Raw genomic sequence first — 22,340 nt, 5'->3', positions numbered from 1 at the left:
TTTGTCGCCCGCGTTTCTACGCGCCCTGAACCTGCGTGTCGCGCGCCTCGCTTGCCCGGGGTGAATCCAGAATTGAACCGCCCAGCACGCTGAGTTTTCTATCCGGGTTGGAGATCTCGCCTACGTTCGGTGTAGGGGGGAGCGGTATCCTGCCCTCTGAAGGAAGTTCCATCGGGGCAAAGCACCGCTCCTGAAGCATCTTCAAGACCGTCTCATAACTCCTGGCTACATAGCGGCAGCCCGCATCATGGCCGCGGCTCCGCCGCAGACGTCCATTTCCCGCTTCAACCAGCAATTCGCGGATGATTCTCAAGAACACCGAAACATCTATCGGCTTCTCGATCAGCGCCTCGACCCCGGCGGCGGTCGCCCGCCGCTCTTGTCCCGATTCCGCCGTGATGATCACTGTGGGAACGCGCGGGTTCAACTCGTTCATGGCTTCGAAGACATCCCAGCCGTTGTCCGCCCCGAGATTCAGGTCGAGAACAACCAGATCTACCGCAACGGACTTGAAGAGGACAATCGTGTCCGCGCCGTTCCGCGCGGAATGCACCTCGTAACCCTCAGACCGTAGAAGCTTAACGAGCGAGTCGCGCACGGACCAATCGTCGTCCACGACAAGTAATGTCGGTTTCATAGGCGCCAGTGTTGCTTTCTCAGCGTAATACGGCTTTTGCATGCCTGGCTTGGATTGCGCTAGACCGCCGCGCATTCCCGGGCGCGCGTAAACTCCCGGCGCAGCGCCGGCAAATGCCGCTTCAACGCCAGGGTGCCAGCCGACTTCTCGAACACAAAATGCTCGACGTGCAAACTGCCGAACACAAAGTCTCGATACGCGGTGCCATAAAGGTCGCTGGCGAAGTAAATGCGCGGGGCGAGGCGCTCCGCCAGCAGCGTGGATAACGCGGCGTCCACACCCGCGGCGACCTGGGCACAAGTTGCGTTGGTCCCGGTCACCGCGCTGTTGGCCAGGCTGTGCAGGTAGTAAATCCGCTGGTCCGGATAGTCCAGGCACACGCCTATTGTGTCCGAGCCCGCCAACGGGACCGAGGTGTTGTCTCCGAGTTCGAGGTCGTTGATTGCCACGGTGCCGCGCTCCCGCCACAGCCGATGCAAATGCTCCATCGTCTTTGGATGGAGTGCGTAGATGTATTTCGAAGATGCGCCCAGCTTCTGGCCCAACTTCACGTTCTCCTCGTGCAGGACCAGCAGTCCGCGGGGATAGGACGACAGCCGCGCCACCGGTTCCATGATGGGCCGCAGATCTTCGCGGCGCTGAAGCGCGTTGGCCGGAAACATCCGCAGTCTGCCCTGCTCAACCAGGCCAGTCGGCTCCCAGACCGTCTCGCTCAGGAATTCCTGCCGCGACCAGGTAATCATCGGGCGCCAGCCATCCACCGGCACCGAGGTGTCGTACTCGAAATGCACAATCTCGCTGGGGGCGCCGTAGCGCTGGAAGCCGTCCCAGACCCAGATGTTCACGACGCCAGGGTTCATCCCGGAACTGATGATGTGCGGGGCCGAGCGTTCCTGCTCCCGCGTCGGATGAAGCGCCGCCACCACGTCTGCCACACCTCGCTTCCCGTCGTTCAAGGCGGTGTTCACGTACGAAACGCCGGCCGCATCCGTCGCGGTCAAGATCGGCATGGTGTCCAGATCCGTCAGGTCGAGCACGATGTCAATCTCGTGTCGGCGCAGCAACTGATGGTAATGCGCCAAGTCATCCGGCAGGCTGATCCGGCAACCAACGAACTCGTAATCCAGCTTGTCGTGGTCGAGATGCGCGTCGCGCAACACGCCCTCATCCGGATCAACGAACACAACACGACCGAAATCCGTACGCCGCTGCACCAGGCGCTGCAAGAACGCCTGAGCGACGTGACCCGAGGCTCCCGCGATTAACAGATTCGGCCGGCGGGGTCCCGGCCTGGTGACCGCCGGCCACCAATCCGATGCGCTATTGCGCCTCGCCGGCCGGTTGTGCCTCCTGCGGTCGGCGGCGGCGGCGCCATCTACCCGAACCGCTCGCCTTGAACCTCCGATAACCGGCGCCGGTTCAAATTCGCGGACGATAGTATTGGTTTCATTGGTTTCTTTGTTCATGGCATTCCTCTGTTTCCCTGGGGTTCTCACCCCTTTCGATGGTTCTGCTTGTGAAACGGAATCCCCGACGGATCATTCCGCGGAGGATTCCCGCCTTCCCAGCCATCAGCCGCGAGCCGCAGGATGCCATCGGTGCGCATCCGCCCGATGACGGCGCACACGGCGGACCAGTCGTGCGGTCTTTCGCCGGCGGAGTTGACCCTCCATCTTCTCCGCCACAATGTCCAGCGCCGCAGCCGGGTCGTGGGCCGTGTGTTCGGCAACCAGGTCGTTGCCCGGAATCTCATAATGCACTCGGGCCCTGAACTGCTCCGGCGACGGAGTGGCGCGGACTCGGTGCAATTGCACCCGCGCCCGGAACGCTCGGGTTGCATATCGCCGCGCCCGGCCAATCTTCCGGCCGATCGCCGCGCGCAGTTTGTCGGTGAGGTCTACTCCATCCGTGCGAATGAGAATGTCCAAGTTCTCCTGCCGCCAGGAACTGACATTCACCTTTCTCGCCGCGCGTGGTGCGAGCAGCGAGGTTGCGGTGCGGCCGTTCTTTTTCATGAGCATTTGTCGTTGAGTTAAGCGCGGCGCCTTTAGTGCCGCGCGAGATGTCGTCTTGGTTTAGCTGGGTTCGTGCCACTTTGCCTTTCTCCCGCAATTCACACATTTTCGGGCCGGCGCGACACGCGGTTGACGGCAATAGCGGGCGATTTCGTTCCAGGACCGGTCTGATTTGTTTCGCTCCGGCCACACTTCCCGATTAGACTCGCAGGGGTTGAGCCCATGAGTGCAAAAGCACCATTTCGCCTGACTGAACTGCTGATCGCCGCCGTGATCGTTATGGGGGCTTTAGTCTGGGCTGAGCGAACGGCCTGGCGAGAAATCAGCACGCTGCGGGCGGAGATGAACGTAGAGCAAATTGAGAAACTGGCCGCAGCCGACCGGCTCGCAGCGGAACGTTTCGTGACCGGGACGAACGCAACCTTGATCCGGGTGCAGAGGTTCCTTTTTCTGTCACTCCTGGGTTTGCTGTTCAGCGGAGCGGTGGTAGTTGTGCTGATCTATCGTCGGATGATTGCGCCGCTGCGGAGCACTCTGACCGAGAGCCGCGCCATCATCGAGCGCCAGGAGAAGCTCGCATCGCTGGGTGTCCTGGCCACCGGCATTGCCCACGAAATCCGGAATCCTCTCACCGCCATCAAGGTTCGGCTGTTCACCCTCAAGAACAGCCATCGGGCCGGCACTTCCGAACATGAGGATCTGGAGGTTATCCACAACGAGATCAACCGGCTTGAGTGCATCGTGCGCGAATTCCTGCAATTCGCCCGTCCCGCCGAGCCGGAACTGCAAACCATGCCTGTGGGAAAGCTGCTCCGGGCCACCTGCGAACTGCTCGAATCCGAGCTGGCCCGGCGGGCCATCAAGCTCAAGCTGGATCTCCGCACCGACGAGCTGGTCCGTGTGGACCTGGACAAGATGAAACAGGTGTTGATCAACTTCGTTCAGAACGGTGCCGACAGCATGAAACCCGGCGGCACGGTTGTCTTGCGGTCGCGGCTGGATTGGCAGGTGCTGAACGCGCGGCCAGTTAATGCCGTCGTCATTGACATCGTGGACACCGGGAAAGGAATGCCTCCGGAAGTTCAGCGGCGGCTGTTTGATCCTTTTTTCACCACGAAAGAGGAAGGCACGGGTCTCGGCCTCCCCATCTCCGCCCGCATCGTGGAAAAGCACGGCGGCGTCATTCAATATCAAACCCAGCCTGATCGCGGGACCACGTTCAGCATTGTGCTGCCCTCCGCCCCGAAACATGAAATCGAATCCCAGAGTGCTGCTGATTGAGGATGACCGGAGCATCGCCACCGGCCTGCAGAAAGCAATGCGCGCCAACGGCTACGACGTCGTGGTGCAGCCGCGGGGCGACACCGGGCTAAAACAGGCCCTGGCCGAATCGCATGACGTCGTTATCACGGACCTGAAGCTCCCGGGAACGGATGGATTGGAACTGGTGCGCCAACTGCATCAAGCCAAACCAAAGCTCCCCATCATCCTCATCACCGCACATGGCACCACCGAAACCGCCATTGAAGCCACCAAGTGGGGTGCGTTCGATTACGTCCCCAAACCCTTTGAGGTCGAGGAACTGCTCGACCTGACCGCCAAGGCTTTGGAGAGCAGCCGTCTGATGTCCGAACCCGTTGACATGGGGGATGCCGTGTCCGCGCGCACCGCCATTGTCGGCAATAGCCGCGTCATGCAGGCCATCTACAAGGAAATAGGCCGCATCGCCGCCACCCCCGTCACCGTGCTCATCCGCGGCGATACCGGCACCGGCAAGGAGCTGATCGCGCGCGCCATCTATCAGCACAGCGACCGCGCAACCGCCCCGTTTATAGCCATCAACTGCGCCGCCATCCCCGAGACGCTCCTCGAAAGCGAGCTTTTTGGCCACGAGCGCGGCTCATTCACCGGCGCCGATGCGCGGCGGATAGGGCGCTTCGAGCAGGCCCATGGAGGGACGATCTTCCTGGACGAGATCGGGGACATGAACACGAATCTGCAGGCCAAGCTGCTGCGCGTCCTGCAGGAAATGGCCATCCAACGAGTGGGCGGCAAAGACCCGGTGCCGGTGGATGTGCGAATCATCGCCGCGACCCATCGCGACCTGGAGGCGGCCATACGCGAGCGTCTGTTCCGGGAGGACCTGTTCTACCGGCTCAGTGTGGTGACAATCGCATTGCCGACGTTGGGCGAGCGCACTGAGGACATCCCCGATATGGTGAGGTACTTTCTGCGTCGTTACGCTCCCGAGGCGGGGGTGACGTCGCCCTCCATCTCTCCGGAGGCGATCGCCTATCTTCAAAGCCAGCCCTGGCCGGGCAACGTTCGGGAATTGGAGAACACCACCCGCAAGGCCTTGTTGCTCGCCCGCGACTACACCATTGGGGTGGACCACGTCCGGGAAGTGGTGACCAAGACCCGCCAACCAACCGCGGTTTCGCAACAGACCCATGCGGCCTATATCACAGAACTGATGGATGCGATTGAACGCGGCGATGCCCAAAACGCATTCGCCAGGATGCTGGCGGATCTCGAGCCTGAACTCTACTCTCAGGCCATCCGGCGCGCAGAGGGCAACCTGACAAAGGCCGCGCAATGGCTCGGTGTCACCCGGCTGAAGATGCGCGAGAAACTAAAAGAATTCGGGCTGCATCCGAAGCAGGAGCGCGAGGGCCCCTGAGACCCGTCAAAGTCAGAGGCCCAGAAACCCGCTTACCTCTCGCCACACCTGCATCGCGCCGCGAGCACGCCAATCAGCACGCCCACGCCGAACGCTTTTCGGCTAGCCTTATATGGACGCCCGCAGTCGTGTTGCACTCCTGCACCTCCCCGCGCTGGAGAATCCACGTGATTTCGCAAGGCGGAAGCCGTAGTTTGGGGGAGGATGAATCGCTTGGTGCTGAAGGCAATGGTCCTGCGGAGCAATCGTTTCGCGGGGTTGGCGCCCAAAGTGCATTGGGCCCTGTTCAGCCTCTTCCTCCTGCAGTTTGCCCTGGTGTGGAGTCGCTTAGTGCTGCCCAAACCGATCTTCGGTCCTGCCCGGTGGCCCGACGGGCTGCTGGTGGTTCTTTCAGCCGCAACCCTCCTTGCCTCGCTCGCCCGGCAGTTGCCTGGCCAGAACGTGATAATGATATCGGTGATCATCGCGCTGATCGCCGGTGCAGTCCAGTCACTTGGCGCATGGACCGCCATCCCCTTCGGTCCCTATGTCTATACCGAGCACATTGGCCAGGAGCTTTTTCATCCGCTGCCCTGGGCCGTGCCCCTGGTCTGGATCACCGTCATTCTCGCTTCCCGCGGCGTTGCCCGGCTGATGCTGCGGCCCTGGCGCAAGTCCCAAACCTATGGCTTCCGGCTGATGGGATTAACCACCTTGCTCGTGGTGCTGTTTGATGTCGGCCTTGAACCTTTTGCCACCCGGATCAAGCACTACTGGTTTTGGAACCCCACTAAACTCAGGTTCGAGTGGTACACCGCCCCCTGGATCAACTTCTTTGGCTGGGCGGTTACTACCCTGCTCATTCTTGTCTTCGTCACCCCCTTCCTGATCAACAAGAGGCCCATGGCGCCGCCGCCGCCGGATTATTCGCCGCTGGTCGTTTGGCTTCTGTTGCTGCTGCTCTTCGCGACCGGCGCCGCGGTTGGGCAACTCTGGCCGGCCGTTGGCCTCATCGCCCTGGTCAGCATCGCCGCCGCCGTCTTCGCCCTCCGCGGCGCCCGGTGGTGAACCCCATCTTGATGACCGCCGGCTCACGTCGGCGGCTACACGCCTGCAGAGGCGACGTCAGCGGCTTGGGGGGTGCAGCGAATCCAGGAAGGTCCGCACGGGAAACAGCGCCCCGGGGCACCGCGTGTGCACCACATTGAACTGCTGATGCGTCTTGACGGCGCTCGCCGCGAGCTTGCATCGGGCCATTAACGCCTCCACCAGCGTCCGCAGGCTTTGCATTTGCCTGGCCGTGGGCCGGCGTTTGTCAAAGTTCCCCACCAGGCAGATGCCCAGCGCGATCTTGTTCTGCGCTGCGCTGGCCAGGTGGCCGCCATCGAGTTGCCGCGTCCAGCGCGGGCTCACCCCGATCTCGCCGTCTCGCATGCCGTTGCCGTTGCCGACCACGAAGTGATACGCCAGCCCGTTTTCCATGTGCCGCACCTGGCGGTGATATTTGTCGAAGGTCCTCATGCTCCCGGTATCCGTGCCGCTGTGGTGTATCACGATATGCTCCCAGCGCCCCTCGCGCACCGCCGCCCGGTCAATCGCGCGCCGTAATGAACGTGGCAGTTCAACGCGGGCAATCTTCTGGGTCGCGGCGCTCCTGGGTGTCACCTTTGGCCCGGCAGTGGCCACACCTGGAATCGTCAGCCGTTGCCCAACGTAAACCTGGCTGTCGCGGTTCAGCCCGTTGCACTCTGCCAGCGCCTCGCAGGTGATGCCGTGACGCTGGGCGATGCCGAAGAGGGTATCTCCGCGGCGGACCGTATAGGAGTGCGGCCGGGCGGCGGCTTGGGCCGGGATCCTTAGCCGCTGGCCGGCGTAAACGTGCTGATTTCGGTTCAGCCCGTTGCGTTCCGCCAACGCCGCGGAGGAAACGCCGTGACGCTGCGCAATGCCGTAAAGCGTGTCCCCCCGCTTGACCGTGTAGGACTGCTCCGCCGCAGCTACTCCGGCGCACACCGACAGGGCCCACAATAATCCACACAGCGCCGCATAAGGCGCTGTCCACTCGATCAATCGTCTCGGCGGCAAACGGTAGTCCACGCTCGCATAGGCTAAATCAGAACTTCTCCCTCCGGCCAGCCCTTTTTCGTGGCGCTGGCCGTGTCTGGTGAACCTCGGCTCAACCCTATAGTTTTCCCGCCGCCTTTGTGATCTTCACCCGCGCTACCAGCATGCCGGCCATTTCCTCCACCCGCAGTTCGCAACTCCCGACGCGCAGCACATCTCCCGTCTTCGGGAAGCCACCCAGCCGATGGGTGATCCAGCCGCTGACGGTGCTGATCCCCTCCTCGTGCAGCGGCTCTCCCGCCAACTCCTCCAACTCATGCAGCGGCAGCGTGCCCGCTGCCTCCCAAGTGTCCTCGCGGGTTCGCGCCAGCAATGGCTTCTCCTGGTCGAACTCGTCCTGGATCTGCCCCACCAGCTCCTCCAGGATGTTCTCCAGTGTTACCATGCCCAGCGTGCCGCCGTACTCATCCACGACGATCGCCAGGTGCAGCTTACGTTCCAGAAACATCTGCAACACCTTTTCCAGGCGGGCGGTCTCTGGAATATAGATCAGGCCACGAGCCGCGAGCCGCAGGTCTGCCCCTTCCCGCGCCTTGATGCGCATTGCGTACAGGTCTTTGATGTGCACGACCCCCAGCGTCTTGTCCAGATTCCCGCCTTCGCACAGCGGAAAGCGCGAGTACCGGGTCTTCTCTGCGACGTCCAAACACTCGGCGATGCTGGCCTCCGTATTCAGCGCCACAATCTCCTGCCTTGGGCGCATCACTTCCCGGGCAACGCGATGCCGCAGGTCCAGCGCATTCAAGACAATATCCCGTCCCAGGGCGGCGCTGCCCGCCTGCTTCTGCGCAGCGCCCAACAGCAGGCGCAGCTCCTCCTCGGAATGCGTGCGGCCCCCCTCGCCGGCCAATTGGATGCCCGCCTGGCGCAGCATCCATTGCGACGACCAGTTAAGCCCCACGACAAACGGATAGGACGCGCGGTAGAACCACAGCAACGGATAGGCAATCCACAGGGTCGTTGTCAGCGGCTTCTGGATGGCCAGCCATTTAGGCGCCTGCTCGCCCGCGCTGATATGAAGGAACGTGATGGCCGAAAAGCCAATGAGAAACGCAATCCACTCCTGCATCTGCGGCGAATCCAGGTTCAAGAAGCCGAACACCGGCTGCAGCAGGACGGCGAACACCGGCTTTCCGATCCAGCCCAAGCCCAGGCTGGTGAGGGTGATGCCCAGTTGCGCCGCGCTCAGAAACGCATCGAGCCGTTGCAGGATGTACTCGGCTACCTGCGCCCGCCGGTGGCCTCGCCGCACCAGGGGGCTTAGCTGGGTGTCTCGCACCTTCACCAACGAGAACTCCGCTGCGACAAAGAACCCGTTGAGCAGCACCAGGACCGCCACGCCCAGGACATGCAGGATCATGGAGAACAGCGAGTCCCAATTCATCTCACAGGCTCACCTTTCCGAAGACCACCTGCAGCACGTCCTGCAAGCTCAGAATCCCGATTTCGCGCTGTTCGCGGCTCAGCACGATTGCCAGCCGCTGTCCGCTTCGCTGCAGCCGCCGCAGCGCCACCTCCAGCCGCAGGTCCTCATCCAGGAACAGCGCCGGCTTCATGTATTCGCTCGCCGGCTTGTTTACGTCCATATCCGGCTGATACAGCAAAGCGTCCATCGCCAGCATCCCGACGATCCGCTGCCTTCCGTCGCGCTGATCCCACACGGGCAGGCGGGTAAACTGCCGCTCCCGGCACAGGGCCAGGGCCGCGCTGACCGGTGTCTGCGCCGTCATAGCCACCGTCTGCTCTAGGGGGCGCATCGCCTGGCGCACCGTAAGCGTCTGCAAGTCCAGCACGTGGCTGATCATCGTCCGCTCTTCGGTGGTGAGCGTCTGGGACGACTCCTGCATCACGAGGCGCAGCTCTTCCCGGTTGCCGAACACCCGCCCGGTAAAGGCCTTGCCGCCCCGCCAGCGCAGCAGTGCGCCCGAAAACGCCTCCACCAGCGCCACGAGCGGACGCAGCGTCAGGTGGATGAACCGGAACGGGCGCGCCAGGACCAGGCACAATCGGGTCGGATACATGCGGAACAGCATCTTGGGCAGCAGATCAAAGAATGCGTAGAACAGGAACACCGCCACCCCGAACACCCCCACGAACCACGCCCGATAATCGCCCAGCGCCCCATGCAATTGCACCACCAGCCAGCCCAGGATCAGGAAGTTCGCCACCGTGTTGCCCACGAGGATGGTCCACAGGAAGTTCTCCGGGTGCTCCAGGTAGTCGTGCAGCACCCTGGCCGACGCCTTGCCCGCGCGCACTTGCTGCCGTATCCGCAACCGGCTCAGGGCAAACACCCCTGCTTCCATGCCCGACAGCACAAACGACACTGCCAGGCACGCCACGAACAACACCCAGATCATCGAGTTTGTGGCCGCGTTCACGTTTGCGACTTCTTCACCACTTCCACCTGCAACTCCCTCACCCGCCGCTCATCCACCGTCTGCGCCGTGAGTTTGAGCCCGCGGAACATCGCCGCTTCGCCCTTGGCCGGCACCACATCCAGCAGGCTGGCCAGCAGGCCGCCCATGGTTTCGACCTCCGGGACATCGCCCAGCGCCGGATATTCCCGGCGGAAATCGTCCAACCGCAGCGTTCCGGCCACCCGCCAGCGCCCCGGGGCCAGCGTCTCCATCACAAATCCCTCGGCCTCCGCCTCGCCGTGAATCTCCCCGATCACTTCTTCCAGGATGTCCTCCATCGTCACGATGCCCGCCGTGCCTCCAAACTCGTCCAGCACGATTGCCAACCCGCGCTGCTGCCGCTGCAAGGCCTTGAACAGTTGCAGCAGGTTCATCGTCTCCGGCACGAAGGAAGGCAGCTCAATGGCGTCGGCCAGGTCAATCTGCGGGTTCAGCAACAACGCCCGTGTGTTGAGAATCCCGACAATGGTATCGGTCGTCTCGTCATACATCGGCAGCCGGAGGTGCCTGTGCTTGCGCGCCGCGGATACCATATCCTCGATGGACAGGTCATCCGAGATCGCGGCCATTCGTGACCGTGGCTTCATCACCTCCCGCGCCGTGCGGCGATCCAGGCTGATGATTTGCAAGATGATCTCCTTTTCCGACTGCGCCAGCGCCCCCTGCTGAAACGCCATCTCAAGCAACTCCTGATAGTCGGCGTCAGTCACCGCCACCCCCGGCTGGACCGTCCGGCGCGCGACCGCCCGGAGGATCGCCGCATTGACCCGCTGGGCTACCCGGCACAGCGGGAGGCTGAAGCGCAGCACCAGGGCCATCGGCCGCGCCACGCGCGATGCCCATCGCTCGGGCCGGCGCACCGCCAGCGTCTTGGGCCACACCTCGCATCCGATCAGGATCAGCGCCAGCAATACCACCACTGTCCACGCCAGCGGCCAGTGCCCGTGGATGGCCATCCACAGCGCCACCGCCAGCATCGCCGCGCTGGCAAACGTGGTTCCCAGCACCATCGTCGCCAGCAGGTCCTGCGGTTCCGCCAGCAACCGCTCCACCGTGCCGCCCGCTCGCGGTTCCCGCTCCGCCAACTGCCGCACTTGCCACTTGCTCAGCGAAAACAGCGCCGTCTCTGCGAGCGCGAAGAAGAAGCTCGCTCCCGCAAAGACCACCACCACTGCCACGGCTGCCAACGGCCCGGACGCCATGCCTGCAGCATGACGGCAAGATCGCGGCAAGGCAAGCCTGCCAGCAGGGCTGCCAGGGCTGGTGCATCGCGTCTTGCCGCCTTGCCGCCGGCTATCCGCCGGCTGGCCTCTCCGCTGATTTGATACTGCAGTCCATACAATCCCCTATCCCTGGACCGAATATCCGTTCCTGTGAAAAGCGGCGCTGTGTCCATTTTCTGGACAGTGGTGGTTCTCGGGCAAGTCCGTTGCCACAGCCCCCAAAGCCGGAAATGCCGGTGTGACAACGCTGCGACACCCGTTATTACCCAGTGTGTATCCCATGGGGCCCGACCCCCATGGGAACCACACCGTAGCCCCGCCGGATTCACGCCGTCTCAACGCCGTACCTGGCTTGGGCGCGGCGGGTGCCTCAGTTCGGGGTTGCTTCCCAACGAAGGTCGCGCAGAATCCGTCTCATGAATTACGCCTTGGTCCTGATCTCGGCCTGCCTGCTGCCGCTCACACTTGCCTTCGGCCAGAATGCCGACAGCCGGCCCAACATCCTCTTCATCATGAGCGATGATCACGCGGCACACGCCATCAGCGCCTATGGCAGCCGGGTGAATCGGACGCCTAACATGGATCGCCTGGCCAAGGCCGGCATGCGCTTTGAAAATTGCTTCGCGGTGAACTCGATTTGCGCCCCCAGCCGGGCGACCATTCTCACCGGCAAATACAGCCACCTCAACGGCGTGCCGACCTTTAACCGCTTTGGTGGTTCCCAGCCCACGGTCGCCAAATACCTGCAGGCGGCGGGCTATTACACCGGGATGATTGGGAAATGGCATCTGGGCAGCGAGCCCACTGGGTTCGACAAGTGGACCGTTCTGCCCGGGCAGGGGGTCTATCACGATCCGGCCTTCATTGAACCCGAGGGCCGCCGCGTGATCAAGGGTTACGCCACTGATGTCATCACCGACCTCGCCGTGGACTTCCTCAAGAACCGGCCGAAGAACAAGCCGTTCTTCCTCATGTGCCATCACAAAGCTCCGCACCGGTCGTGGGAGCCGGACGAAAAACACCGTGCCATGTTTGCCAACAAGCACATCCCCGAGCCGCCCACCCTGCGCGACGACTACGCCGGCCGCGCCGACGCCATCCGCGAGTGCCGGCAGAAGGTCTTCGAGGACATGACCCGCCGCGACCTCAAGCTGGAGCCGCCCGCCGACCTGAAGGGTGCCGCCCGCAACGAATGGCTCAACGTCAAGCCGACCGAGGTCGAGACTGAGATCAAAGGCAAGAAGCAGAAACTGACCGGGAAGGCCCTGAACAAGTGGAAATACCAGCGCTACATGCAGGATTACCTCGCCTGCATTCAGTCGGTGGATGATAACGTCGGCCGCCTGCTTGATTGGCTGGACAGGAATGGCCTGGCCAGGAACACCCTTGTCATTTACACCAGCGACCAGGGCTTCTTCCTCGGCGACCACGGCCTTTACGACAAGCGTTTCATGTACGAGGAATCCATCCGGATGCCGTTCCTGGTCCGCTGGCCGGGCGCAATCAAGGCCGGTTCCGTTCAGACCGCCATGGCCATCAACCCCGACTTCGCGCCCACCTTCATGGACCTCGCTGGCCTGCGCGTGCCTCCCGACATGCAGGGCCGCAGCCTCGTGCCCCTCCTCAAAGGCCAGCGCCCCGCCAACTGGCGCACCAGCTGGTACTACCGCTACTACCACGACCCGGGCGACCACAACACCCGCGCCCACTACGGCGTCCGCACCGAAACGCACAAGCTCATGCACTTCTGGAAGTCCGACCAGTGGGAGATGTACGACCTCGTGAAAGACCCGGACGAATTGCGCAACGTTTACAGCGAACCGGCGCAGCAGGAGCAGGTCGCCAGGCTCAAAGCTGAACTGTACCGCCTTAAAAAGGAGGTCAAAGACGAAGACCAGTTCGCCAACGAACAACCGCCGCACGATGTCTCCGGGGCGCAGCGGGCATTCCAACCCAAACGTTAGTTGGTCCGCTGCAGGCTCCTGTCCCTCAACCCCCATTAAGTAACAGCACGAAAGACAAAATAATATGAACCAAACTCCCCCTCCGCTAACGATGCCCACCCGGGTAAGGAATTGTGGCCTGGCGATCTGGAGCCTCGTGCTGGGCATTCTAAGTCTGACCTGCTTCTGGCTGTTGACGGCCATCCCGGCGGTCATTTGCGGCCATGCGGCGTATTCCCGAATCCGGCGCTCCGCCGGCGCCCTTTCCGGCGAAGGGTTGGCGCTGGGCGGACTGATCACCGGCTACGCCAGCATCGCCCTTTCCATCTTCGTCATTCCACTGTTGGCCGCTATCGCGATTCCCAACTTCGTCAAAGCGCGCACTATGGCGCAGAGGAATGCCTGTATCAGTAATCTGCAGCAGATTGACAATGCCAAAATGCAGTGGGCGCTGGAAAATAAGAAACCGGATACCGCCGTGCCGACGATCGAGGAGTTGGATTCGCTGCTCAAAACGAAACCGCAGTGTCCTGCCGGCGGGGTTTACACCATCAACGCGGTCGGCGAGAAGCCGTCCTGCTCGATTCCCAGCCACCAATTGCCCTCCAACTGAACCCGGCGCCTGCCACAGGTAGATTTGCTTTTTGCGCGCCCGCCTGTACTGCGCGCTGCGCGGGTGAGCGCCCACAACAGCTGACTTGACCGCAACGGGGCATGCGGCTATAGACTTTGGGCCGCAAGCGCTTGCCCTGCTGGAACGAGGCGTTGCGGCCCTTGGAACTGCTGCCGCACAGCCAGTATTCGGCAATGCGAATCCGGTTGTCAGCCGGATCGGAGTAGTGGCCTAAGCCAGTTTAGCTCAGTGGTAGAGCAACGGTTTTGTAAACCGTCGGTCCTCGGTTCGAATCCGAGAACTGGCTCCACTAACTTATTAGAGGATTGGCTGGGCGCACAGAACCTTACCCGGAAGGGCTGCGCCGGTTTCCGACGTGTGCTTTGCCGACGGTGCAAGTGTGCCGCAGTTCGCTACTGCGCCGCCGGTAGCCAGCCTGCTGCTGCCGGACGCGTCAGCAGTCATGACCTTTGATCGGCCTGTCCCGGATTGAGGCTACGCGGGGGGTGCCGGGACGGGAGTTGACGGCGGATGTCATGAATGGGCGGAGCAATTTCTCGTTCTTGCAGGCGCCGGAGTTGAAAGGACCAAATAGGGCCCGCCGTCTGCCTGGCGTTCAGCCGGATCAATTCGTTCTGGATCGCAATCGGTAGTTAGTGTATCGCTTTCGGCATTGTTGATCGCGAAATACTCACTGCACGAAGGGCCTTTTCAATCACGGGTGGGCCATGCCGTGAGCACAAGCAATCGCGTTCCTGAATAGAACGTATTCCTCGAGGAGAAACCACAAATGACAGAGCAGAACCTGGTGTACCGCGGCAAGTCAAAAGACGTCTTTAACATCACTGAAGGCCCCCACGTGGGGAAGTACAGATTCGTATTCACTGATAAAGCGACGGGCTATATAGAGAACGGCAGGACTGTCTTCGACCCGGGGTACGATACGGTCGTTGGCGAGATTCCCGGCAAGGGTGCCATCGCGTGCAGGTTCGCCACGCATTTCTTCAAATTGCTGAAGCAGAAAGGTGTCGCGACACATTACATCGAGACGGTCAACGAGAATGAGATGATCGTGGAGCCAGCTATCCCCCTGAGCATGCAAGCGGAAGCGCCGCAATTCCCGGGGTCGGCTCCATTGTTGAATCTGGAATTCACGTGGAGAAACAACGCCACCGGGAGCTTCTGGAGAAGATATCCATTTGTAGCTCCTTGCAAGAATCTTCACAAAGTTGTCGAGGTGTGGACCAAGGGCGACAGCGACCTCCTGATTACGCTGGAAGCCCTGGCAGCGACGGGCGCGCTGACCAGGAACGAGATCGCGCAGAGTGTGGAGCTGGTGAAAGACATCGCGGAAATCGTTTCTCAGGAGTTCACGTCGAAGAACCTCCATGTCATAGATGGCAAGTTTGAACTGGGCCGGTTGAAATTCGGTGACGGGAGAATCGTGCTAATTGACGAGATATCACCCGACGTGTTGCGGGTATGCCGGGGATTTCAACCTGACCCGGCCGGGAACTGCACGGTGTTCGACCAATGCGCCGTTGCGAATTATTCCGAGGGCAAGCGTACGATTAAGAACCGGAAACAGGTGTCCGCGGCCGAGTTCATCAACATCTTCCTATAGCTTCCCCAGGAAGAAAATCCGGCGAGTCCTGATGCTGGCCGCGGAGCCCTGCCGGTCCCTGGCTTTGAGCCGGGAACAGGCCTCATGTCTGGATTCAAGCAGTCGCGGCTTGATTGGAGAAGTGATTCAGCAGCGTATTGGGCGGGGCTTCCGCCGGTTCAAACGCCCTGCTGATTCGGCAGTGCGGACACTACCCGCGGCTAGCTGTGAATATCATGTGAATAACTAGTCTCTCATCAGGCTTGCTTTTCGGGGTCCGTAATGAGTGGGAGTTCGCAATGCCTGTAAATACTGGTTGAAATGCATGTTGAAGGAAGACGGCGACAACGAACTAACGGGCATTTCGAGTGCAAAGAACTTCCCGTAAGAGACGGCGCAACCCCATGCTGAGATTCGAACGTCGGCTCCAATCCCAGAACTGGTAAGACACGCTCCAGCCCCTGTTGAAGGCCGGTAACATTCATTTCGACCTGGCGGATCGAGCGGGGAGTGTGCGCGAACGGTGCTGAGGGTGAAGATTATCCAGCGGCGGGGAAACGAAGGCACGGCACTCTCCATTGGCTGATTGTCGCGAATTGGGAGCAGAAGCCCTTCCTCAATCTCGAACAATGGTTCGCGTGTTTCGGGACCGGCCCATTCCAAACTGCTGCCGCGCAGGCGCGAAATGTCAGGGCGAGCGGAGGCGGTAAAAACGGGAGGTGTAATCTGTCCAGGCAGGATCACTGAAGTAGAACCAACCATTGGAAAGGGTGTTCGTACTCAAGGCAATCCAGGTCGCGCCTCCGGAATTAGTGCAGGCCTCCACCGCGACAGAGGCATTTGTTGCCCAGGAAACAACAAACCCAAATCCGTCTGCCTGGATGCCAAAGTCGGGGCCGAAGCCCAAGATCACGGGGGATGGAAGCAACCATGGCGCGGTGGGAAGATTGTTGAATGTCGGGCCCCAGCCCCTCGTTCCCGGCAAGTAGTAGATGGTCGCCTGGTCGGCGGCCAGGAAGGCATGCGTGTCAATATCGGCTGGGGCGTCGCCTCGGAAATAAACCCCTGTCAAGTTGGTGCAGTAGACGAACGCATTTTCTCCGATAGTAGTGACGCCTGTGCCGATCGTAACGCTAGCCAGACTGCTGCAGTAATCAAACGCATGGGTTCCGATGCTGGCAACGCTGTCGGGTATCGTAATGTTGGTCAGGCTGGTGCAATAACAGAACGCATAATACCCGATGCTGGTGACGCTATTGGGGATTTCAACCCTGGTCAGGTTGGTGCAGCCCTGGAACGCAACGTCGCCGATGCTGGTGATGCTGTCGGGGATCGTGACGCTGGCGAGGCCGCTGGAATGGAACGCGCCCCACCCGATACTGGTGACGCTGTCGGGGATTGTGACGCTGGCCAGGTTGGTGCAGGCGTGGAAGGCATAGCTTCCGATGTGGGCGACGTTGCTGCCAATCGTGACGTTGGTCAGGTAGGAGCACGAGGAAAACGCATGGTCCTCGATGCTGGTGACGCTATGAGGAACTTCGTAACTGCCCCTCTTAGCTGTCGGGCACTGGATCAGGGTAGTCTGGTTGTTCCTGAACAAGACCCCGGCGGCGCTGCTGTAGACGGAATTGCCAGCATCCACCGTGATGGCGGTCAGTTTGGGACAGGAATAGAACGCCCTGACCCCGATGCTCGTGACGCTGCTCGGGATCGTGACATGGGTCAGGTCTGGGCACTGAGCGAACGCCCAGAGTCCGATGCTGGTGACCAGCAGTCCGTTGGTCGTGCTGGGAATGATCGCGCCACCGCCGGGACCGGTGTATCCCGTAATGGTGATCGAACCGTTGTTAGTCGTGTAGCTGAAATACGCCCCCGCCGTTACGGGAAGCATGAGCAACAGGCACAAGAAGTTCCTAACTAATCTTTCCATACGGCCTTGTATTCCAGGACAAAGTCTCCAGCCCCCCTTTGTCCAGGTCTGCGCTTTTGCTCATATCGCCTTCGTGCCGCTCAATATCGGGTGAGGCCTTCCTCCGGGATTTCAGGCGCGCGCGTCGCCAATCAGGCGGTCCAACTCGCCAGTTCCGCGTTTGCCGAAATCACTCAGGGGCGGACCTGATCATTACAGGTTCTTCCACTCGGAGCAGCATCCCCCCATGGCGCGGCCAAGACAACACGAAGAACTACGCAGGGACAGCCGGGGAAAGTACGGATAGACGGGCGGCGCAACCCGGGCGCGGCAAGGTCAGGCCGGCGGGGTCTGCGCGTAGCTCAAGGGCACAACCAGCACGGCGCACTCAGCCTTGCGAACAATCTTCTCGGCTACGCTGCCAAAAAGCGCTTTGCTCACGCTGCCATGCCCGTGCCGGCCAAGGACAATGACATCAATCTGTGCCGATTTGGCGAATTCAAGAATGGTCGCGGCATCCGGGCCGATGCGGAATTCCACCTTCACCTCCAGGCCTTTCGGCACGCGCGACAGGTAGGCCGCGGCGACTTTCGCATCAATTGCCTTCTTGGCCTCGTCGTTGATGTTCTCCACCTCGGCGAGCTGGGATTTCCAGTACTGCGCGTCCGGCTCCTGAATGACGTGGAGCAAGTACAGCGTCGAGTCGGGCCGGCGGACGGCCGCGTCCATGGCAAAATCAAACGCGGCATCCGCGCTTTCGGAGAAGTCGGTGCAGAAGAGGATGCGTTTGAAGCGCGACTCGGGCAGCGAGGGAAGGTTCATAATTCCTCCATTACCTAATGAGTGTGGGCAGGAAGGTGGCGATGGACGGGAAGATGACGAGCAGCATAGCCGCCAGGACGAGCGCCCAGAGGAAGGGCATGCTGCCACGGAAGACCTTTTCCAGCGGCACGTCGCGCGACATGCCGGCTACGACATACACGCATACGCCTACCGGCGGCGTAATCACGCCCATCATTGTCACCACCACTATCATGACTCCAAACCAGATGATGTCGTAGCCCAGGGCCAGGATCACCGGGTAGAAGATCGGGATGGTCAGAATATCGAGCGCCAGGGCGTCCAGGAAACATCCGCCAATAAGATAGAAGACGAGAATCAATCCGATGATGCACCAGCCGGGCAGCGACAATCCCGACAGCCAGGAGGCCAGGTTCGACGGCACCTGGGTCACGGCAAGGAACTTTCCGAAGATGATCGCCCCGGCGACAATCACCATCACCATGCACGAGGTGCGGATGGATTCGTTCAGACATTGGATTAGCTTGCGCCAGGTCAGTTCGCGTTTGAGGAAAGCGATGGCCATCGTCCCCGCCGCGCCAACGGCCGCGCCTTCGGTGGCGGTGAAGAAGCCGGCGAACATGCCGCCCATCACCAACAGGAACAACGACAGTGTTTCCCAGGTTCCCTTGAGCGAACCGAACTTCTCGCGCCACGAGAAGACCGGTCCCGGCGGGCCGAGTTGGGGCTTGCGCCGGCATTGAAGGTAGATCACGCCGCAAAACAGCAGCGCGATCATCAGGCCCGGCACCACCCCGGCGATGAACAGCTTGCCAATGGATTGCTCCGTCAGGATCGCATAGACGATGAACACCACGCTCGGCGGGATCAGCATGCCGATGCCGCCGCCGGCCGCAACGCAGCCGGTGGCCAGTTGCATGTCGTACTTATAGCGCCGCATCTCCGGCAGGGCGACCGACGCCATGGTTGCCGATGTCGCCGGCCCGGAACCGCAGATGGCCCCGAAGGTCGTGCAAGCGCCGACGGTGGACATCGCCAGGCCCCCCGGCAGCCGCCCCAGCCAACGATACGCGGCGTTAAACAGTCCGCGGCTGATGCCGCTGTGAAACGCAATCTGTCCCATCAGCACAAAGAGGGGAATGGTCGTGAGGTTGTAGTCCGAGAAGGTGGTGTAGAGGTCAATGGTCGCCATGCTGAAGGCCGCCGGGGGCGACACCATCATCGCAAAGCCAATCAGTCCCACCGCCGCCATGACGTATCCTACCGGCATGGACCCCGCCAGCAACAGCAGCAGCAACGCAAACCCAATCAATGCGCCTTCATGCGGGCTCATGGCTTGATCATCGGTTTGCCCGGATGCGTCAGGTGATACGCTTTGATCAGCACCACCAGCGCGCAGGAAACGGCCAGGACGTAGGGCACCCAGAAGATCGGCAGTTGCAGCGTCATGCTCACCTCGCCTCTGGCCCGCAATGAGTTGCCATAGTCCACGCAACCCCACGCCAGCAGGCCAAACAACGCCATGCCCCCCAGCCGCATCAACGCGTCCACTACGACGCGCCCGCGCCGGCCCAGTTTGTGGAAGAAGTACTCGACCGCCACATGGCCCTTAATGGCGGTCGTGTAAGGCAATGCCGCCGCGATGGTGATCGCCGCGGCGATTTTGACGATGTCATAAGCGCCGGTCAGCGACAGTCGGCACATCCGCAGCACGACCTCCGCGGTGGTTACCAGCACCATGACCAGCAGGCTCGCGCACGCCAGGTAGGCGAGCGCCATCACCAGCATCCGCAGCGCCTGATTATAGAATCGAAGCGGGGCCTTCTGGTCAGCCGACAAACCCGGCGGCGAACTCATTTGGCCCTGGTCGTCTTGGCCAGCTCTGCCTGGATATCGGCCAGCATTGCCTCTCCGGGCAGGTTCTTCTCCTTGGTCTTCTTCACGAAATCATCCAGGATCGGCTTGACCGCATTCCTCCACTGCTGCTGCTCGGCCTCCGGCAGTTGGATGAACTGGCGCTTGAGCCCGGTGACAAACTCGCGCCCGGCTTGATCGGCCTGGTCCCAGGCTGCGCCCTGCTTCGCGGTCCATTCCTGGCTCACGTCGGTGAACACTTTCTGCACCTCCGCCGGCAACTCGGCCCACTTGTCCTTGTTCATCACCACAAACATCGCCGTTGTGTAACCGATGGCCGTAGAATCCACGACGTATTCGATGGTCTCACCCTGTTTCCAACCTTTGAGCGTCTCGATGGGGCAAAGCGTGGCCTCGACGACGCCCTTGGAAAGGGCTTCGTAAGTCTCCGGCTGGCTCATCGCGACCGGCGTAGCGCCCAGCGCCTCGACGATCTTCGCCGACAGCCCGGTGGCGCGGATTTTGAGTCCCTTTAGATCCGCGAGCGACTTGACCGGTTTTTTGCTCGCGAGAATGCCCGGCCCATGCGCGTGAACGTAAAGGACCTTCACGTCAGCTAATTCGGCGGGTTGATACTTCTGGACCATCGCGTTGGCGATGCGCGTGGCCGACGCGCCATCGGGGTAACCGAGCGGCAAGTCCAATCCTTCGATCAGGGGAAAGCGCCCGCGGGTGTAGGCAAAGCAGCTCATGCCCAGATCAGAGATTCCTTTGATGACGCCCTCGTAACACTGGTCGGCTTTGGTAAGCGAACCGGCGGGGTAGATCGTGATCTGCACCCGGCCCGCGGTGCGTTTCTGGATTTCATTCGCCCAATCAGTCGCCGCGAGGCACTGAACATGCGTTGGCGGGAAGAAGACGCTGTAGGACAGCTTAATCACTCCCGCCGGTTTTGCGGGCTCGGCAGTTGGGGATTCTCCGGCGGGTTTACAGGCGGTCAGGCAGACACCGGTGAGCAACGTTGCCCCGGCCATCACGGTCCATTTTTTCATGTTCATAAGAACTGCGTTCAAGGTTTCGGCTTGTTTCAGCGCCCCATGCCTTTGCTGGCTCGTGCAGGCCTGGCGCCACATCACGGCACCCTTATAGCTCCATCAGGCGGCGGACCGCAACAACTCTTGTGTTCGCACGGGGAGTTTGTTTCCGGGCTGTCTCCGGGCTTGCTTTGCGGAGTGAAGTCGCTGAAGCTCTCGGCCGCTGACTATGGCGAATAAGGCATTGCTAACAGGCATCACCGGGCAGGATGGCTCATACCTGGCGGAACTGCTCTTGTCGAAAGGCTACGAAGTCCACGGGCTGATTCGGCGGGCCAGCACGTTCAACACCGGGCGGTTGGACCCTATCTACGACGATCCGCATTCCGGGAAAAACCGGATGTTCCTTCACTATGGCGACCTGAGCGACGCGAGCGCGCTGGCGCGGTTGATCGGCAAGATTCAGCCCGAGGAGATTTACAACCTGGCGGCGCAGAGCCACGTGCGGGTGAGCTTCGACAGTCCCGAATACACCTCGGACATTGTGGCCACCGGCACCGTGCGCCTGCTGGAGGCGATCCGCGAGACAGGCATCCGGCCGCGCTTCTACCAGGCGTCTTCGAGCGAGATGTTCGGCATGGTGCGCGAGGTGCCGCAGACGGAACGAACGCCCTTTTATCCGCGCAGCCCGTATGGATGCGCGAAGGTGTTCTCCTACTGGGTCACGGTCAACTACCGCGAGTCCTACGGGCTGCATGCGAGCAACGGGATTCTCTTCAACCATGAGTCGCCCCGGCGGGGGGAGACTTTCGTGACGCGGAAGATCACGCGAGCCGTGGCGCACATCAAAGCCGGGCTGCAAAGCAAATTGTTCCTGGGTAACCTGGATGCCAAGCGCGACTGGGGTTTCGCCAAGGAATACGTGGAGGCGATGTGGCTGATGCTGCAGCAGGACCAGCCGGACGATTACGTCATCGCCACCGGCGAGACGCATTCGGTGCGGGAGTTTCTGGAGGCGGCCTTCGCCCACGCCGGTTTGGATTGGAAGCAGCACGTGGAGATTGACCCGCGCTATTACCGCCCTGCCGAGGTGGATTTGCTGATTGGCGATTACAGCAAGGCCAAACGCCAACTGGGCTGGCAACCCAAAACCCGGTTCGTGGACTTGGTGAAGCTGATGGTGGACGCGGACGTGGAGCTCTTGCGCCGCCACCGCCAAGGCGAGATCAGAGTGAGCGGCTAACATGCCGCCCGCCTGCGCCTCCGAGGCCAACGGGCGAAGCTGGATTCCCAGCTTGCCGCATGTCTTGTCTTGGGTTCTTTGCGGATTCCCGAGTAATCCCGATGGCAATCCGCCGTCTCGGGCTCCCTTTCTTGCCTCCAGCACCCCCACCGGACAGGCGACCAAGCCGTTACAGGGTTCGCAAACCGGCGTTGGCCTGCGGATGGCTGGGTGATCGCTTGTCAGTGCGGTCAGGCTACGGTGTGTATCCCATGGGGAGCGC

At 61.4% G+C, this 22,340-nt stretch carries 19 protein-coding genes and 1 tRNA gene; 8 read left to right on the top strand and 12 right to left on the bottom strand.

Annotated elements, in window-relative coordinates:
- Positions 1 to 16 precede the first annotated feature (16 nt).
- From P5205_05500 to raiA, 3 genes are all read right to left on the bottom strand, one after another.
- Positions 17 to 637: a response regulator gene (locus tag P5205_05500; protein HSA09810.1), complete on the bottom strand. Its 621-nt coding sequence runs from the start codon at positions 635 to 637 to the stop codon at positions 17 to 19.
- Positions 638 to 696: 59 nt separating this feature from the next.
- On the bottom strand, positions 697 to 2,103 hold the full coding sequence (locus P5205_05495) for a saccharopine dehydrogenase NADP-binding domain-containing protein (protein ID HSA09809.1): 1,407 nt from the start codon (positions 2,101 to 2,103) through the stop codon (positions 697 to 699).
- Between the two features lie 105 nt (positions 2,104 to 2,208).
- On the bottom strand, positions 2,209 to 2,652 hold the full coding sequence (gene raiA / locus P5205_05490) for a ribosome-associated translation inhibitor RaiA (GenBank protein ID HSA09808.1): 444 nt from the start codon (positions 2,650 to 2,652) through the stop codon (positions 2,209 to 2,211).
- Positions 2,653 to 2,874: 222 nt separating this feature from the next.
- On the opposite strand from raiA, the gene P5205_05485 reads away from it, so the two are divergent.
- The 3 genes from P5205_05485 (at position 2,875) to P5205_05475 (ending at position 6,379) form a co-directional block, all read left to right on the top strand.
- Complete coding sequence (locus tag P5205_05485; protein ID HSA09807.1) at positions 2,875 to 3,933, top strand: ATP-binding protein; 1,059 nt, start codon at positions 2,875 to 2,877, stop codon at positions 3,931 to 3,933.
- Complete coding sequence (locus P5205_05480; GenBank protein ID HSA09806.1) at positions 3,902 to 5,332, top strand: sigma-54 dependent transcriptional regulator; 1,431 nt, start codon at positions 3,902 to 3,904, stop codon at positions 5,330 to 5,332. The genes P5205_05485 and P5205_05480 overlap by 32 nt, the downstream gene beginning before the upstream one ends.
- A gap of 204 nt (positions 5,333 to 5,536) precedes the next feature.
- Positions 5,537 to 6,379: a carotenoid biosynthesis protein gene (locus P5205_05475; GenBank protein HSA09805.1), complete on the top strand. Its 843-nt coding sequence runs from the start codon at positions 5,537 to 5,539 to the stop codon at positions 6,377 to 6,379.
- A 57-nt stretch (positions 6,380 to 6,436) separates the two neighbouring features.
- Here P5205_05475 and P5205_05470 read toward each other — a convergent pair whose 3' ends face one another.
- The 4 genes from P5205_05470 to P5205_05455 form a co-directional block, all read right to left on the bottom strand.
- The gene (locus P5205_05470; GenBank protein ID HSA09804.1) at positions 6,437 to 7,408 is read right to left on the bottom strand and encodes a LysM peptidoglycan-binding domain-containing protein; all 972 of its coding nucleotides are present in this window, start codon (positions 7,406 to 7,408) and stop codon (positions 6,437 to 6,439) included.
- An 85-nt stretch (positions 7,409 to 7,493) separates the two neighbouring features.
- Complete coding sequence (locus tag P5205_05465) at positions 7,494 to 8,819, bottom strand: hemolysin family protein (protein HSA09803.1); 1,326 nt, start codon at positions 8,817 to 8,819, stop codon at positions 7,494 to 7,496.
- A gap of 1 nt (position 8,820) precedes the next feature.
- Positions 8,821 to 9,816, bottom strand: coding sequence for a CNNM domain-containing protein (locus tag P5205_05460; protein HSA09802.1), 996 nt, complete (start codon positions 9,814 to 9,816; stop codon positions 8,821 to 8,823).
- Positions 9,813 to 11,057, bottom strand: coding sequence for a hemolysin family protein (locus P5205_05455; GenBank protein ID HSA09801.1), 1,245 nt, complete (start codon positions 11,055 to 11,057; stop codon positions 9,813 to 9,815). The genes P5205_05460 and P5205_05455 overlap by 4 nt, the downstream gene beginning before the upstream one ends.
- Before the next feature lie 437 nt (positions 11,058 to 11,494).
- Between P5205_05455 and P5205_05450 the strand changes: the two genes are divergently transcribed.
- From P5205_05450 to P5205_05435, 4 genes are all read left to right on the top strand, one after another.
- Complete coding sequence (locus tag P5205_05450) at positions 11,495 to 13,042, top strand: sulfatase (GenBank protein ID HSA09800.1); 1,548 nt, start codon at positions 11,495 to 11,497, stop codon at positions 13,040 to 13,042.
- Positions 13,043 to 13,106: 64 nt separating this feature from the next.
- Positions 13,107 to 13,634: a DUF4190 domain-containing protein gene (locus P5205_05445; protein HSA09799.1), complete on the top strand. Its 528-nt coding sequence runs from the start codon at positions 13,107 to 13,109 to the stop codon at positions 13,632 to 13,634.
- A gap of 235 nt (positions 13,635 to 13,869) precedes the next feature.
- Positions 13,870 to 13,944 (top strand) — tRNA-Thr (locus tag P5205_05440).
- 480 nt (positions 13,945 to 14,424) lie between these two features.
- Positions 14,425 to 15,258: a phosphoribosylaminoimidazolesuccinocarboxamide synthase gene (locus P5205_05435; GenBank protein ID HSA09798.1), complete on the top strand. Its 834-nt coding sequence runs from the start codon at positions 14,425 to 14,427 to the stop codon at positions 15,256 to 15,258.
- A gap of 667 nt (positions 15,259 to 15,925) precedes the next feature.
- Here P5205_05435 and P5205_05430 read toward each other — a convergent pair.
- From P5205_05430 to P5205_05410, 5 genes are all read right to left on the bottom strand, one after another.
- On the bottom strand, positions 15,926 to 17,167 hold the full coding sequence (locus P5205_05430) for a leucine-rich repeat protein (protein HSA09797.1): 1,242 nt from the start codon (positions 17,165 to 17,167) through the stop codon (positions 15,926 to 15,928).
- Positions 17,168 to 17,482: 315 nt separating this feature from the next.
- Positions 17,483 to 17,968: a universal stress protein gene (locus P5205_05425; protein HSA09796.1), complete on the bottom strand. Its 486-nt coding sequence runs from the start codon at positions 17,966 to 17,968 to the stop codon at positions 17,483 to 17,485.
- A gap of 10 nt (positions 17,969 to 17,978) precedes the next feature.
- The gene (locus P5205_05420) at positions 17,979 to 19,280 is read right to left on the bottom strand and encodes a TRAP transporter large permease (protein ID HSA09795.1); all 1,302 of its coding nucleotides are present in this window, start codon (positions 19,278 to 19,280) and stop codon (positions 17,979 to 17,981) included.
- Positions 19,277 to 19,804, bottom strand: coding sequence for a TRAP transporter small permease (locus tag P5205_05415; protein HSA09794.1), 528 nt, complete (start codon positions 19,802 to 19,804; stop codon positions 19,277 to 19,279). The genes P5205_05420 and P5205_05415 overlap by 4 nt, the downstream gene beginning before the upstream one ends.
- Positions 19,801 to 20,853 (bottom strand): TRAP transporter substrate-binding protein, encoded by a 1,053-nt coding sequence (locus P5205_05410; protein ID HSA09793.1) that lies wholly within the window; start codon positions 20,851 to 20,853, stop codon positions 19,801 to 19,803. The genes P5205_05415 and P5205_05410 overlap by 4 nt, the downstream gene beginning before the upstream one ends.
- A 211-nt stretch (positions 20,854 to 21,064) precedes the next feature.
- Here P5205_05410 and gmd point away from each other — a divergent pair, with 211 nt between their 5' ends.
- Positions 21,065 to 22,078 (top strand): GDP-mannose 4,6-dehydratase, encoded by a 1,014-nt coding sequence (gmd, locus tag P5205_05405; protein ID HSA09792.1) that lies wholly within the window; start codon positions 21,065 to 21,067, stop codon positions 22,076 to 22,078.
- Positions 22,079 to 22,340 lie beyond the last annotated feature (262 nt).

Source organism: Candidatus Paceibacterota bacterium (assembly GCA_035452965.1).
Taxonomy (GTDB): Bacteria; Verrucomicrobiota; Verrucomicrobiia; order Limisphaerales; family UBA8199; genus UBA8199.
This window is presented reverse-complemented; position numbering and strand designations above follow the sequence as displayed.